Origin of the sequence: Flavobacterium sp. (assembly GCF_044371705.1) — a bacterium.
Lineage (GTDB): Bacteria > Bacteroidota > Bacteroidia > Flavobacteriales > Flavobacteriaceae > Flavobacterium.
On record NZ_JBILTE010000062.1, the window covers coordinates 1 to 13,948 of the forward strand.

The window sequence follows — 13,948 nt, forward strand, 5'->3', positions numbered from 1 at the left end:
TTGTAACCCGTGCAACTATTTATTAAATTTAAACGTGGAATTTTAGGTAGACTCTGAAACGACTCTTTAGAATAGGATAGCATTATTATTTTTTTCAAAGATATAAAATGTTTAATATAAAATATAAAATGTTAAACAAAATTGGAGTTTAGAATAAAATTTTAGAAATTGACGAGCTTTTATTCTCTTAGTTATCCGTACTTTTGTATTCCAATTTTTGATTTTTTATCATGCAAACTCCTCAGAAAATTGCCGTTGTTGGTTCCGGATTAGTGGGAACCTTATTGGCAATATACCTTAAAAAATTAGGGCACACCGTTCATGTTTTTGATCGAAGTGCAGATATCAGAACCGTTGAATTTTCAGGGCGTTCTATTAATTTGGTGATGTCAAATAGAGGTTGGAAAGCACTGGATGATATTGGCTTGACCGAGGAAATCAAAAAAATCGGAATACCCGTGGATAAACGAGCGATTCATTTACAAGATTCAAAACTTACGTATCAAAATTACGGCAAAGAAGGGGAGGCTATTTATTCACTTTCCAGAGGTGTTTTGAACAGAAAAATGATTGATTTGGCAGAAGCCGAAGGTGTTGAATTCTTTTTTGAACACAAAATTTGGGATGTCACTTTATCAGATGCTACTTTGCATATTGGCGAAACCGAAAGAGGCGAGTGGACCGATTTAAAGTACGATAAAGTTTTTGGTGCCGATGGGGCGTTTTCAAGAATTCGCCACCGCATGCAACGCCAAAGTATGTTCGATTATTCACAAAAGTTTTTAAAAATTGGCTACAAAGAACTGCATATTCCCGCCAATGCAGACGGAACATATAAAATTGATAAAAACTCTTTGCATATTTGGCCACGTGGCAATTTCATGTTGATGGGATTGGCTAATTTAGATGGTTCGTTTACCTGTACACTTTTTATGCCTTTTGAAGGTGAAAATTCATTTGAAAGTCTACATGACGAAAAAACGTTGGTTGAGTTTTTTGCAAAATACTTTCCGGATACCAAAGAAGTGATACCCGATTTGGTGGAAGATTTCTTTAAAAATCCTAAAAGTTATTTGGTTACTATGCAATGTTATCCTTGGACACATAACGACAAAGTCGCTTTAATTGGCGATTCGTGTCATGCAATTGTTCCTTTTTACGGACACGGAATGAATGCCGGTTTTGAAGATATCACAGTTTTGAATGAAATGATTTCAAAGTATGGCGACGATTGGGAAACCATTTTTGATGAATACCAAAAATCCCGAAAACCCAATGCTGATGCAATTGCCGAACTTTCGTATCGCAATTTCATGGAGATGAGTGCTAAAACCGCCGACGAAAAATTCTTACTGCAAAAGAAAATAGAAAAATGGTTTTCTGATAAACACCCTGAAAAATGGCTGCCACTCTACAGCCGAGTAACCTTTAGTTTACAACCTTATTCGGAAGCACTAGCCATTGGCGATTTCCAAAATAAAATAATGGAAGAAGTGATGCAATTAGAAAATATTGAAGAGAAATGGAATAGTTGGGAGGTCGAAGAAAAAATCATTTCATTATTGAATCAATAATCGGAATGTAGCTTTACAATAGTTTCAATCTTTGGCAAATCTTTTCCGAAAGATGAAAATCTTATTTTTTTAAAACAATCTTCATCAGAATTTCTACTATATTTGTTAGTAACCTAATCACTAGCACATGGAAGCTTTTTTGTTGTTTTTTGTACTCATTCTTTTGTTTGTAATTATTTCCAATCTTAATTCAAAATTCAAAGCCACTCAAGAAACAATTAATAAAGTTTTACAAAAAGTCGAACAACTTCAAAAGCAACTTCAAACTTTTGAGGGAAAAGAAACCGTTTCTACGAAGGAAGATATTGTTTTTACAAAAACCGAAGTTTCTGCCAAAGTAGTAGAACCGGAGTTGCCAAAAGCGGTTGTGGAGGTAAAAGAACCTATTCCAATTCCAAAATTTGAAAAACCAAAAGAACCTGTATCAGTTTCTTTCCAAAAACCTGAAATTATTGTAAAAGCTCCTATTCCTAAAAAATCATGGTCAGAATCATTTAAAGAGAACAATCCGGATTTAGAAAAGTTTATAGGTGAAAACCTGATTAACAAAATAGGGATTTTAATTTTAGTTCTCGGAATCAGTTTCTTCGTAAAATATGCCATCGATAAAGATTGGATCAATGAGACTGCTCGTGTAGGAATCGGAATTTTAGCGGGCTCAATTGTAATGGGAATTGCTCATAAACTTCGAGCAAATTTTACAGCTTTTAGTTCTGTTTTAGTAGCCGGAGCGGTGAGTATTTTTTATTTTACCATTGCGATTGCTTTTCATGAATACCAGTTGTTTAGTCAAACGGTCGCTTTCAGTATCATGGTAGTTATCACCGCTTTCAGTTCGTTGGTGTCGGTTTCATACAACCGAATGGAATTGGCTATTTTGTCGCTGATTGGCGGTTTTGCAGTGCCTTTTATGGTAAGTACCGGACAAGGAAATTATGTCGTGTTATTTTCATATATCGTCATTTTAAACACTGGAATTTTAAGTATTGCCTACTTTAAAAAATGGAATGTTTTAAACCTGCTATCGTTTATTTTTACCATCATTCTTTTTGGTGGCTGGTATGTGGTGGAACTTTTCGACAATAAATTACCGCATCGCGGAGCATTTGTTTTTGCAACTATTTTCTATCTTTTGTTTAGTATTATTACAGTGATTCATAACCTTCGCCGCAAGGGAACATTTGGTGTTCTTGAGTACATGATCATGATTGGCAACACATTCTTTTACTTTTCGGTTGGAATGGGAATTTTGCATAATTGGGGAATCGATTTCAAAGGATTGTTTACTTTAGCAATTGCAGTGTTTAATTTAATCTATGCTGTCTTTTTGTACAAACGTTTTGGCTTTGATAAAAACGCCATTTATTTGTTACTTGGTTTAACACTAACATTTGTGACCCTAACCATACCAATTCAATTCAAAGGAAATTACATCACTTTGTTTTGGGCAATCGAAGCTGTTCTGTTGTTTTGGCTATCCAAACAATCAAAAATCAACTCGTTTAAATTAGGGGCTATTATTGTACAAATACTGATGATTTTTAGTTTAGTAATTGATTGGATCAACAAATATTCTTATTTCGAAACGGAATTGGCAATTGTTCTCAATCCGATTTTTATCACTGGAATTGTGGCTTTGACTTCGTTAATTGCCACTTATCTTATTTTGAAAAAGGAAACTGAACCTCAGAAAGTTTGGTTTTTGAGCTTTAATCCAAATCAATACACCACCGGAATTCTACTTGTTGCCACTTTGGTTGCCTATTTTGTTGGGATGTTAGAAACTAGTTTTCAAGCCAATCAATTGCTGAAAATTCGTTATTCATCACTTTCGTATTCTATTTTATACCATTTTATTTTTAGTGCCGTTGTAATTTATTTTGCATTACAACCGAAAAAGCATGATTTTAGAACCCTTGCAATTCTTTTAGCGACAATCAATATCGGACTTTATATTTTATACTTTTTTAATCTTCCAACCGAAGAGTTTTTGACTAGTCTGAACCTTGGATTAAATGAAAAAAGTTCCTTTTACATTCATTATTTATTAGTATTTTGTTTGGTCTACTTCTTTTATGCAATCATCAAATGCCATTCAGAAGTAAAAGCTTTGGCTTTCTACAAATCCAATTTTGCATTGTGGACCTGTGCTTTCGCAATTATATTTATACTGAGTTATGAAATGATGATTCACAGTTTGTATGTAACGCCCAATGTGATTTCAACGAAAGAATTAGCACAGAAATTTCCTGAAAATAACACAATAATCAACTGGGAAAAAGCTTATTTCATTGACTCAAAAGTAGATGAAGTAAAACGCCAAATCATCAAAATTGGCTTCCCTATTCTGTGGGGCGTGCTGTCATTTGCATTTTTAATTGTCGGTATTAAAAAACAATGGAAGCAACTGCGAATCATTTCATTAACGTTGCTGGGAATGACCATAGCAAAATTGTTTGTATACGATATCAAAAACGTTTCCGAAACCGGTAAAATTGTAGCCTTTATTCTTTTAGGAATATTGATTTTGATTATCTCTTTTGTGTACCAAAAAATTAAAAAATTAGTTGTTGATGAAACTCCAAAAAACGACTCTGATGAAAATTAATTTTATAGTTCTTTTCATATTTATATATTGTTTTGGGTTTGCCCAAAGTCATATTGCTTCCATCGAAAACGTTCAAAAAGACGGATTCAATAAAATTCAAATTTCTGCCGAAGTTCGATCTGCAAGTCGTGAAAATTTAGATTTTTTCCGAATTTTAGATAAAAATAATAAAGAAGTTCCTTATGTGGTTTTTGATAATACTAATCGAAACTTTCAAAGGTATAGAGAGTTGAAGATATTAAGAAAGACAATTTTGAAAGATTCTATTACCTCTATTGAAATCCCTTTTAATTATCCCACTCAAAAGTATAGTGAAGATATTGGTTTGCATATATCCAATACAACATTAAATAAAACTTACACAGTTAGTGGAAGTGACAATCAAATAGAATGGTTCGGTTTGGTTGATAATCAATTGTTGACTAATTTGAACAATGAAAAAGGAACTTCGGTTAAAAAAATAATTCATCTTCCATCAAATAATTACAAGTTTTTAAAAATTGATTTTAATGATAAGAACTCTTTACCAATAAATATAATAGATGTTGGATATTTTAATGGAGAACAAAAAGTAATTGATACTTCAATTTTAAATGATTTTAAGTATAAAATCAAAGAAGATTTAAAGAAAAAGAAAACAATAATTACCTTTTCATCAGATATTTTTCAAAAAGTTGACGGAATTTCACTTGCAACTGCAACTCAATTGTTTTCAAGATCTGCTAAAGTATTTGTAACTAAAACTCGAAATGTAAAAAGACAAACTGAAAGCTATCAGCAAGAAATTTCAAGTTTTCAATTGAATTCAAATACTTCAAATACATTTAAATTCAATAGTTTTTTCGTAAAAGAATTTACAATTGAAATAGAAAACCAAGACAATCAGCCTTTGGAAATTTCAAAAATTGATTTACTACAAGAAAATTTATATGTAATTGCAGATTTAAAGTCAAACGAAAAATATGAAGTTATAATAGATTCTACATTTACAAAACCTCAATATGATTTAGCTAATTTTATAGATTCTTCTAAAGATTATCCAAAAGCAAAGATTTCAAAACTTACAAAAATTAAATCTAAAAAAGAAAATTCTTCCGAAAAACCATTTTGGCAGTCAAAAGCATTTATGTGGATTTGTATTTTATTCGGAATTGCAATTACTGGATATTTTGCAATTGGTTTATTGAAGGATTTGAAGGAAAAACAATAACATTTTTTGAATTCATACGGTAAATAACTTTGTCAAAGTTCCAAACTTTGACAAAGTTGTGGACTGAATTTACTCCCGATGCACCTTTTCAAAATCAAAAGCAGGTTTACAAATAGCAATATATTCACATACTTCATCAAACGGATTGGAATATTGAACGCGAGTGTTTTTCTCAATTTTGATGGATTGACCGGCTTCTAAAATTAGTACTTCGTCCTCAATGATAAATTGTTTTTTGCCTTTGATAACATAAGTATATTCATCAAACTCTGGCGTTTGAAAAGGCTCACTCCAATTGGGCGGGGCAATCATGTGAGCGATGGAAATTTCAGTGTTGCCGTCCGAAGCTTTACCAAAATGTTCTTCGATTAACTTTCCATCAGTTGTTGGAACGATGAATGGCGATTTTTGGATTTTATATTTTTTCATTTCTTTAGTCATTGCGAGGAACGAAGCAATCTCATAATCTACCTCCTCTTGTTTTAAATTGTCATAATATCAATTATACTTTCATAAAGATCGTTCCACAGGGGATTAAAGTCTTGAATTAGTTTGATTTTTGTAGCTCTAGATCCCGCTTTTAATTGTTTTTCTCTAGCAATTGCATCTCCAATCATTTGAAATTGTTCGTAATAGACTAATTTGTTTAAATTATATCTTGCAGAAAATGAGTTTTCATATCTTTTTTCTTTGTGTTCTAAAATTCTCTTTGGTAAATTAGAAGTAACACCAATATACAAGGTGTTGTTATATTTATTAGTCACAATATAAATAAACCCGGTTTTCATACTTTCCAAACTTTATGAGATTGCTTCGTTCCTCGCAATGACTTACTTCCTAAAAATAAAATAAACCGCCAGCACCAAAAAGCACATTCCCACAAAATGATTCCATTTAAAGGATTCTGTCTTAAAGAAAAGCATCGAAAAAATTACGAAAATCACTAACGTAATCACTTCCTGAATCACTTTTAACTGCAAAAGTGAAAACGGTCCGCCATTTCCTTCATATCCAATTCGATTCGCCGGAACTTGAAAGAAATATTCAAACAAAGCCAAACCCCAACTGATTAATACAATCGTAATCAGTCCGGCGTTTTCAAACCACTTCAAATCTTTAAATTTCAAGTGACCATACCACGCCAAGGTCATGAAGATGTTGGAAAGTATAAGTAGCCCAATCGTCAAAAATCCTTTCATAAAACCATTCTAAAATTGTCAAATTTTCAAATTGACTCATTGACACATCGACACATTGACTCATTGACACATTGACTCATTTATTTTTTAAACATCTTACTCAAAATTCCCAAAGCACCTCGAATAAAAGTCGCACTGGTTAATACTTTTACCACCGCTTTTGTGGCTTGACTTTCGGGAGCTCGTCGAGTTGAGGTGGTTGTAGTTTTTTGAGCTTCTTTTTGTTTAGCCGCTTCATCCGCCTGCTTTTCGGCCTGTTCTTGAGCAGCGTTAATTTTATTGCTTAAAATTTCAAAAGCACTTTCGCGGTCAATCACTTCATTGTATTTTTTTGCCAATTTAGAACTTGCTATGTGTGAATCAACTTCGGGTTGCGTCAATACATCCATGCGACTCATTGGTGCTCGTAGCATCGTGGCGACAAGTGGAGTAGGAATCCCTTTTTCATTCAAAGCCGTTACAAATGCTTCTCCAATTCCGAGTTGTGTAATCACTTCATCGGTTTTATAATAATCAGACAACGGATAATTTTCAGCTGTCATTTTAATCGCTTTTCGGTCGTTTGCCGTGAAAGCTCTCAACGCATGTTGAATTTTTAAACCCAACTGGCTCAATACTCCAGCCGGAATATCTTGTGGATTTTGCGTGATAAAATAAATACCAATTCCTTTGGAACGAATCAACTTTACAATGGTTTCAATTTGATCTTGCAAGGCTTTACTGGCTTGATCAAAAATCAAATGAGCTTCATCAATAAAAATGACCAATTCCGGTCTTCCGGCATCGCCTTGTTCCGGCATAGTATTGTATATTTCTGCCAATAAACTCAACATAAAAGTTGAAAATAGTTTTGGTTTATCTTGAATGTCGGTCAAGCGAATAATGTTGACATATCCATTTCCATTTTGGTCAATTCGCATCAAATCATCGATATCAAAAGATAATTCGCCAAAAAAAACATCAGCTCCTTGTTGTTCCAATTCAATCACTTTTCTTAAAATTGAACCGGTTGAAGAAGTGGAAATTCTTCCATATTCCTTTTCAATTTCTTCTTTTCCCTCCTCGGTGATAAATTGTAAAACTTTTTTGAAATCTTTTAAATCTAATAATGGTAATGTATGATCGTCACAATATTTAAAAATTACTGAAACAACTCCACCTTGAGTGTCATTTAAATCCAATATTCTCGAAAACAAAACAGGTCCAAATTCCGAAACAGTTGCCCGCATTCGCACACCATTTTGTTTAGAAATCGTCATCAATTCTACCGGAAAACCTTTGGTTTCGTAACCTAAATTGATTTTAGCATGACGTTCCGTGATAAAAGGTTGTTCAATTCCTGGCATCGCAACTCCGGAAAAATCACCTTTGATATCCATCATCAACACTGGAATTCCGTTTTTGGAAAGTTGCTCAGAAAGCACTTGAATGGTTTTTGTCTTTCCTGTTCCGGTAGCTCCGGCAATTAATCCGTGTCGGTTTAGGGTTTTTAAAGCAATGTTTACTTGGGCATTTCCACCAACGGGTACACCGTCTAACATTGCTCCACCTAAGGTTATAAAATCTCCTTTGGTAGCATATCCGTTAATAATGTGCTGACTAAATTCTTCGGCTTTACTCATGATTTTTAGATTTAACCCTCAAATGTAATAAAAGCATTTATAAATCAAAAGGTATGATTTTCAAATTTTCAAAGTGCTTCATTTTCAAATTGATTACCTTTGTAGCCTATTTTTATTAAAAATGCTTCAAAAAGAAATACAATTAGCGGTTGAAAAAGGCGAGATGCTGCCGCTAATGGAGGAGTTTTACACCATTCAAGGCGAAGGCTATCATACCGGAACAGCAGCTTATTTCATTCGAATTGGCGGTTGCGATGTAGGATGCCATTGGTGTGATGTAAAAGAAAGTTGGAATGCCGAGTTGCATCCGCCAACAAAAACAGATGTTATTGTTGAACATGCAAAAGCCTATGCAGATACCGTTGTTGTAACCGGTGGAGAGCCTTTAACTTGGGACATGTCGGTTTTAACACAAAAATTAAAAGAGGCTCAGCTAAAAATCCATATTGAAACTTCCGGTTGTTATGATGTAACCGGTCATTGGGATTGGTTTTGCCTTTCGCCAAAGAAAAATAAATTACCCGTTCATAGTGCCTATGATATGGCTAATGAATTAAAAGTGATTATTTATAACAAACACGATTTTATTTTTGCAGAAGAACAAGCGGCAAAGGTAAATGCGAATGTCATTCTTTTTTTACAGCCCGAATGGAGTAAAAGAGAAGAAATGACGCCGCTAATTATAGATTATGTGATGAAAAATCCAAAATGGAGAGTTTCTTTACAAACGCACAAATATTTGAATATCCCATAAATTAAAAGTATTTTTGAAATCAACTTAAAAAACACTTATATGAAAAAGATAATTTTAGCTTTGGTTTTTGTTTTATCCACTCAGTTTGTTGCTGCACAAGATGCCGCTTTTAAAGCAGATGTGATGAAGGTGATTAAAATGACAGGTTCAGACGCTCAAATGGCATTAGCCAAAAAGCAAATCATAGACTTAATTCCAGAAGCCAAACATGCTGAGTTTTCAAAAGAATTTGAAGCGACAATGCCAGCCTTCTATGATAAAATGGCAGAAGTTTATATGAAAGAGTATACACATGCTGAAATAAAAGAGATGATTAAATTTTATGAAACGCCAATAGGTCTGAAAATAACTCAAAAATCAGGAGTTATGACAGAGCAATCGATGTTAGCAGCACAAGAATGGGGTGCAGGACTTCAAGAAATGTTGATGAAATATATGCAATAACCGAGATATAGTTGTAATTAAAGTCCCAATAGTTTCAAATTATTGAGACTTTTTTATGCAATAGTAAGTTTTGCTAAATAATCAAAATGTTCGCCTTCCAGCACCAATTCACACGCTAGTCCATTGGCAATAGCCGCATTTTGAAGGGAATTATAGTCAATGTACATCCAGTCAAAAGGTTTCTCGGTTTCACCTTTATAGGAAACAGTAAATTCCACTTCTCCATAATAATCTAAGTCGCCTGGAATCCATTTACTTCCATCCTCACCTTCGTCAAACATATAAATGATGTCGGAACTGTCAACTAGTATTTGGCCTGTCGCAGTTAACAAACTTTTTAAGTGTTGCAAAAACTTTGAAATGTTTTTCAAACGGCCACACATTCCGGCTCCATTCATCAAAAGCAAAAGAGTGTCAAATTTTTCATTAGTTAAAGTCATCACATCTTGCACTTTTGCATTTTTCAATCCTCTTAATTCACAGGCTGTAATGGTATTTGGCGAAACATCTATCGAGGTAACAGCAAAACCTTTGTCCTGCAAATAAAGTGAATGACTTCCGGCTCCACAGCCTACATCTAAAATTTTGCCAAAAGAAAGTTCCAATGCTTTTTGCTCTAGTTTTGGCATTTCATCAAAACCGCGAAACAAATACGCTACACTCATTTCATCGGCTTCCGAAATGGAGGTTTCCGTAATCAAATCCTGCGGATTGTTCCCCGTTTGATAATCTAAAATGGCTTTTCCAAAAAGGTCTTTCATTTATTCTGAATTTATTTCAGAATCTTTTCACAGATTCTTTTTTAAGTTTAAAGTTTCAAGTTGTTTAACTTTGCAATATAAAATCGACACATTGGCAAATTTTCAAATCGACACATTGGCAAAACTTGCCAAAGATAAGCATATCGAAAACAAAAAGTATTTTGATAAGCTCAAAAAGAAAACACCCAAAAATTTGGATTATGTAATGCAGGATTTGCATGAGGCAGAATTCCGAAAAACCGATTGTTTGAAGTGTGCCAATTGCTGCAAAACAACGGGTCCTTTGTTTACTTCCGCAGACATCGAACGCATCGCTAAACATTTCAAACAAAAACCACAGCAATTTATTGATCAGCATTTGCGAATCGACGAAGACAATGATTATGTGCTGAAAACCGTTCCATGTACCTTTTTAGATGTTGAAAATTATTGCATGGTTTACGATGTTAGACCCAAAGCTTGTCGCGAATTCCCGCATACCGACAGAAAAAAGTTCAATCAAATTACGGATTTGACATTAAAAAATGTAGTTATATGTCCGGCTGCTTTTAACATTGTGGAGGAAATGAAAAAGAAATTGCCGCTTTAATAGAATAAGCACAAATTCTCGCTCCCCGCTCCATTGGAGAGGGGTTGGGGGTTAGGTTAATAAATCAAATACTGCTCCCTCATTTTTTTAAACGCTTCTAACCCGATTTCCCAACTTTTACGGATTTCTTCCTCCGATAGACCACTGATTATTTGTTCCTGTAATTGTTTAGTACCGGCTAATTTGGTAAAGAAGTTCGTGAAAAACACGTTTTTATCAATGGTATTTTCATAAGCTTTTAGCAACCATTTTAATTCTAATTGTGAAACCTTCGGATAATTGGTTAAGTCTTCACCAAAACAGAGTCTGCCATTATGCAAAGGAGATTTGGATCCTAAATTTGGTTTTGGGATAAAATAAAAATCTCTAATGGGTAAATAGGGGGATCCGTAAATTTGGAACTGTGTTTCAGTGCCTCTGCCAACGCTCACATTGGTACCTTCAAAAAAACACAAACTCGCATATAAATTGATTGATTGGTCATTCGGTAAATTGGGTGATGGCTTTACAGGTAATGAATAACTGTGGTTTCTATGGTAATTAGCACAAGCCACAATTGTTAATTCACATTGAACACCATTGGCTAGCCATTTTTCACCATTGATCATTTTAGCATATTCTCCAATCGTCATGCCATGTAAAATGGGAACAGGATGCATACCGACGAAACTGGTGTTGGTCATTTCTAAAATCGGACCATCGATGATGTTTATATTAGGATTCGGACGGTCTAAAATAATCAGTGGAATATCATTTTCTGCACAAGCTTCCATCACAAAATGAAGTGAAGAGATATACGTGTAAAAGCGAACACCCACATCTTGCAAATCAAAAATCATTACGTCAATTCCGGCTAATTGCTCTGGTTTTGGTTTTTTATTATCACCGTACAATGAAATGATGGGCAATCCGGTTTGGGTGTCAAAGCCATCTTTTATGAGTTCGCCCGCATCAGCGGTACCCCTAAATCCGTGTTCCGGAGCATATATTTTGGTAATATTTATATGATGCTCCAACAAATAATCAACAATGCTCTGTTGGTTTGACGGTAATTTTTTATCTAAATCATTGTCTAAAGTTACAATTCCGGTTTGGTTTGTTACGATTCCCGCATGTTTATGTTTGACTTTTGATAGGTATTTCCTAATGTTCTCTGCACCGGTCTTTACTTCTCTTAACTCAATTTCGGTTGGTATCGAAGTGCTTTCTATGATTGGAGCTTTTGTTCTACATGAAGCAAGAACTAATAGAAATACTGTTGTATATAGAATTTTATGTTTAATAAAAAGTCTCATGGAGGGTCTTTAAAATTTGAATTAGTACGGCAGGTAACTTTGTGTATCTTTGTATCTCATCAAAATAATCACTTTGAATTTAGAATATTTTATTGCAAAAAGATTAACTACCGCCAAAAGTACTAAAAGTAGTATATCAAAACCAATAATAAAAATTGCAATTGCTGCTATTGCTATTGGAATTATCATGATGATAATTTCGGTAGCAACAGGCATCGGACTTCAGCAAAAAATACGCCAAAAAGTGGCCGCATTTAACGGACATATTATTATTTCAATTTTTGACGACAATCAATCAGTTGTAAGTAAGGTACCTGTTTCTATAGAACAAGATTTTTACCCGAAGTTTAAATCTGTTGACGGAATCAAATACATCCAAGCAGTTGCAACAAAAGCAGGCATCATCCGAACAGAAGACTCTTTTGAAGGAGTAATCTTTAAAGGTGTTTCCGATGATTTTTTATGGGAGAATATCGAAGAGTATTTAATCGAAGGAAGAAAACCTACTATTGATAAAAGCAGAGCCGAAAATAATGAAATTCTTATTTCAGAATATTTGGCAAACCGACTCTTATTGAAAAATGGCGACCAGATGAATACCTTTTTCATGAAAGAAGATAGTAATCAACCACCCAATTTAAGAGTGTTTAAAATAGTCGGTATTTACAATTCAGGATTTCAGGAATTTGATGCAACCTATATTTTAGGTGATCTTCGTCACATCCAACGAATGAATAAATGGAAACCGGATCAAGTTGGAGCTTTTGAAGTTTTTGTTGACGATTTTACACAAATTCAACAAAAAGGACAAGAAGTTTACAATAATACCTTCAACAAAAAGAACCCGGAACAGACACTCGATACACAAACAATTGTCGATAAATACTTTTATATTTTCGAATGGTTGCAATTATTTGACTTTAATATCATAGTGATTTTAGTAATTATGATTGTGGTCGCTACCATAAATATGGCGGTAGCTTTATTGGTATTGATTCTTGAACGTACCCAAATGATAGGTATTTTGAAGGCATTAGGGGCTTCTAACTGGAACATACGAAAGATATTTCTTTACAATGCATTTCACATCATTCTACGTGGATTGTTTTGGGGAAATTTAATTGCCCTCACTTTCATATTTATACAGCAGCAATTCGGCATCATTACTTTAAATCCTGAAAATTACTATGTCACAGTTGCCCCGGTTGATTTCAATTGGCTCTACTTTTTGTTGATTAATTTGGGAACAGTGCTCATTTCTCTACTGGTACTGTTAATTCCTTCTTTTATAATTACCAGAATTTCTCCGGTTAAAGCTATTCGTTTCGATTAATTTTGAGTAGCCATTTCCCGCTACCTGCCTGCCGGCAGGCAGGTCCATTCCAAGTCCGTTTGTTGGGTTTGGTTCGGCTAAGCTCTGCCAATAGCTTCCGTTGGTCGCTTTGTCAGAGCAAGCCTCATTCAATCCCAACAAGCCGTGCTTTCCATTACTATCGGGGCTAGGGGAGCAGTGGTCAGCTAGAGGTTCACGTTATTGCACCTATAACCCACAACTTACAACCCGCAACCCAGAACTTACAACCCATATAAAAAAACTTTCATTTGCAACCTTCGATGAATCAGCCTCTTAAAAAATACTTTTAAAAAGAGGATAGGAAAGATTTGGAAAGAAGGAAAAGAGTACTACTTTTGCACCCGCAATAAGATTGACGTTCTAAGGTAGATTGTAGATAAAATATCTGTAAAAAGATTTGGAATGGGAGCAAAAAGATAGTTATCTTTGCCCTCCTTACGCGACAAAAACTAAAGATTTAAAAGCCAGAGAAAAGAGATTAATTTTTTTTTCAAAAAGTTTGTCAAATCAAAAAGAATTGTTACTTTTGCACCCGCTT

General features: G+C 34.2%; 13 protein-coding genes. 7 read left to right on the forward strand and 6 right to left on the reverse strand.

The features are described from left to right. Window positions 1–230: 230 nt before the first annotated feature. The 3 genes from ACIQ2S_RS06060 to ACIQ2S_RS06070 all read left to right on the forward strand — a co-directional run bounded on the left by ACIQ2S_RS06060 (window position 231) and on the right by ACIQ2S_RS06070 (window position 5,392). Complete coding sequence (locus tag ACIQ2S_RS06060; protein ID WP_396173936.1) at window positions 231–1,574, forward strand: FAD-dependent oxidoreductase; 1,344 nt, start codon at window positions 231–233, stop codon at window positions 1,572–1,574. Between the two features lie 127 nt (window positions 1,575–1,701). Continuing rightward, window positions 1,702–4,182, forward strand: coding sequence for a DUF2339 domain-containing protein (locus ACIQ2S_RS06065; RefSeq protein ID WP_396173938.1), 2,481 nt, complete (start codon window positions 1,702–1,704; stop codon window positions 4,180–4,182). Beyond that, window positions 4,172–5,392, forward strand: coding sequence for a hypothetical protein (locus ACIQ2S_RS06070; protein WP_396173940.1), 1,221 nt, complete (start codon window positions 4,172–4,174; stop codon window positions 5,390–5,392). Before ACIQ2S_RS06065 ends, ACIQ2S_RS06070 begins: the two co-directional genes overlap by 11 nt. Before the next feature lie 69 nt (window positions 5,393–5,461). Here ACIQ2S_RS06070 and ACIQ2S_RS06075 read toward each other — a convergent pair whose 3' ends face one another. The 4 genes from ACIQ2S_RS06075 to ACIQ2S_RS06090 form a co-directional block, all read right to left on the reverse strand. After that, window positions 5,462–5,821 carry a cupin domain-containing protein gene (locus tag ACIQ2S_RS06075; protein ID WP_396173944.1) on the reverse strand — a complete coding sequence of 120 codons (360 nt, stop codon included), beginning with the start codon at window positions 5,819–5,821 and terminating at the stop codon, window positions 5,462–5,464. A 53-nt stretch (window positions 5,822–5,874) separates the two neighbouring features. Continuing rightward, window positions 5,875–6,180 (reverse strand): GIY-YIG nuclease family protein, encoded by a 306-nt coding sequence (locus ACIQ2S_RS06080; RefSeq protein WP_396173947.1) that lies wholly within the window; start codon window positions 6,178–6,180, stop codon window positions 5,875–5,877. A 42-nt stretch (window positions 6,181–6,222) separates the two neighbouring features. Further along, the gene (locus tag ACIQ2S_RS06085; RefSeq protein WP_396173949.1) at window positions 6,223–6,591 is read right to left on the reverse strand and encodes a DMT family protein; all 369 of its coding nucleotides are present in this window, start codon (window positions 6,589–6,591) and stop codon (window positions 6,223–6,225) included. An 80-nt stretch (window positions 6,592–6,671) separates the two neighbouring features. After that, a complete protein-coding gene (locus ACIQ2S_RS06090; protein WP_396173951.1) occupies window positions 6,672–8,213 on the reverse strand; it encodes a helicase HerA-like domain-containing protein in 1,542 nt (513 codons plus the stop codon). Between the two features lie 121 nt (window positions 8,214–8,334). Between ACIQ2S_RS06090 and ACIQ2S_RS06095 the strand changes: the two genes are divergently transcribed. Both ACIQ2S_RS06095 and ACIQ2S_RS06100 read left to right on the forward strand, forming a co-directional pair. Next, window positions 8,335–8,967, forward strand: a complete 633-nt coding sequence (locus tag ACIQ2S_RS06095) for a 7-carboxy-7-deazaguanine synthase QueE (RefSeq protein WP_396173953.1) — start codon at window positions 8,335–8,337, stop codon at window positions 8,965–8,967. A gap of 39 nt (window positions 8,968–9,006) precedes the next feature. Further along, the gene (locus tag ACIQ2S_RS06100) at window positions 9,007–9,411 is read left to right on the forward strand and encodes a DUF2059 domain-containing protein (protein ID WP_396173955.1); all 405 of its coding nucleotides are present in this window, start codon (window positions 9,007–9,009) and stop codon (window positions 9,409–9,411) included. A gap of 53 nt (window positions 9,412–9,464) precedes the next feature. Here the strand turns inward: ACIQ2S_RS06100 and ACIQ2S_RS06105 are convergent, their stop codons facing one another. Continuing rightward, a complete protein-coding gene (locus tag ACIQ2S_RS06105; RefSeq protein ID WP_396173957.1) occupies window positions 9,465–10,172 on the reverse strand; it encodes a class I SAM-dependent methyltransferase in 708 nt (235 codons plus the stop codon). Window positions 10,173–10,263: 91 nt separating this feature from the next. Here ACIQ2S_RS06105 and ACIQ2S_RS06110 point away from each other — a divergent pair, with 91 nt between their 5' ends. Next, the gene (locus tag ACIQ2S_RS06110; RefSeq protein ID WP_396173960.1) at window positions 10,264–10,761 is read left to right on the forward strand and encodes a YkgJ family cysteine cluster protein; all 498 of its coding nucleotides are present in this window, start codon (window positions 10,264–10,266) and stop codon (window positions 10,759–10,761) included. A gap of 56 nt (window positions 10,762–10,817) precedes the next feature. On the opposite strand, the gene ACIQ2S_RS06115 is transcribed toward ACIQ2S_RS06110, so the two are convergent. Beyond that, window positions 10,818–12,056: an exo-beta-N-acetylmuramidase NamZ domain-containing protein gene (locus tag ACIQ2S_RS06115; RefSeq protein WP_396173961.1), complete on the reverse strand. Its 1,239-nt coding sequence runs from the start codon at window positions 12,054–12,056 to the stop codon at window positions 10,818–10,820. Window positions 12,057–12,129: 73 nt separating this feature from the next. Between ACIQ2S_RS06115 and ACIQ2S_RS06120 the strand changes: the two genes are divergently transcribed. Then, the gene (locus tag ACIQ2S_RS06120; protein ID WP_396173963.1) at window positions 12,130–13,389 is read left to right on the forward strand and encodes an ABC transporter permease; all 1,260 of its coding nucleotides are present in this window, start codon (window positions 12,130–12,132) and stop codon (window positions 13,387–13,389) included. Window positions 13,390–13,948: the final 559 nt, after the last annotated feature.

Bases quoted from the DNA above. Each gene is read 5' to 3' on its own strand.
- ACIQ2S_RS06075 (WP_396173944.1), bottom strand. From the start codon at position 5,821: ATGAAAAAATATAAAATCCAAAAATCGCCATTCATCGTTCCAACAACT.
- ACIQ2S_RS06090 (WP_396173951.1), bottom strand. From the start codon at position 8,213: ATGAGTAAAGCCGAAGAATTTAGTCAGCACATTATTAACGGATATGCT.
- ACIQ2S_RS06105 (WP_396173957.1), bottom strand. From the start codon at position 10,172: ATGAAAGACCTTTTTGGAAAAGCCATTTTAGATTATCAAACGGGGAAC.
- ACIQ2S_RS06085 (WP_396173949.1), bottom strand. From the start codon at position 6,591: ATGAAAGGATTTTTGACGATTGGGCTACTTATACTTTCCAACATCTTC.
- ACIQ2S_RS06100 (WP_396173955.1), top strand. From the start codon at position 9,007: ATGAAAAAGATAATTTTAGCTTTGGTTTTTGTTTTATCCACTCAGTTT.
- ACIQ2S_RS06115 (WP_396173961.1), bottom strand. From the start codon at position 12,056: ATGAGACTTTTTATTAAACATAAAATTCTATATACAACAGTATTTCTA.
- ACIQ2S_RS06070 (WP_396173940.1), top strand. From the start codon at position 4,172: ATGAAAATTAATTTTATAGTTCTTTTCATATTTATATATTGTTTTGGG.
- ACIQ2S_RS06065 (WP_396173938.1), top strand. From the start codon at position 1,702: ATGGAAGCTTTTTTGTTGTTTTTTGTACTCATTCTTTTGTTTGTAATT.
- ACIQ2S_RS06080 (WP_396173947.1), bottom strand. From the start codon at position 6,180: ATGAAAACCGGGTTTATTTATATTGTGACTAATAAATATAACAACACC.
- ACIQ2S_RS06060 (WP_396173936.1), top strand. From the start codon at position 231: ATGCAAACTCCTCAGAAAATTGCCGTTGTTGGTTCCGGATTAGTGGGA.
- ACIQ2S_RS06095 (WP_396173953.1), top strand. From the start codon at position 8,335: ATGCTTCAAAAAGAAATACAATTAGCGGTTGAAAAAGGCGAGATGCTG.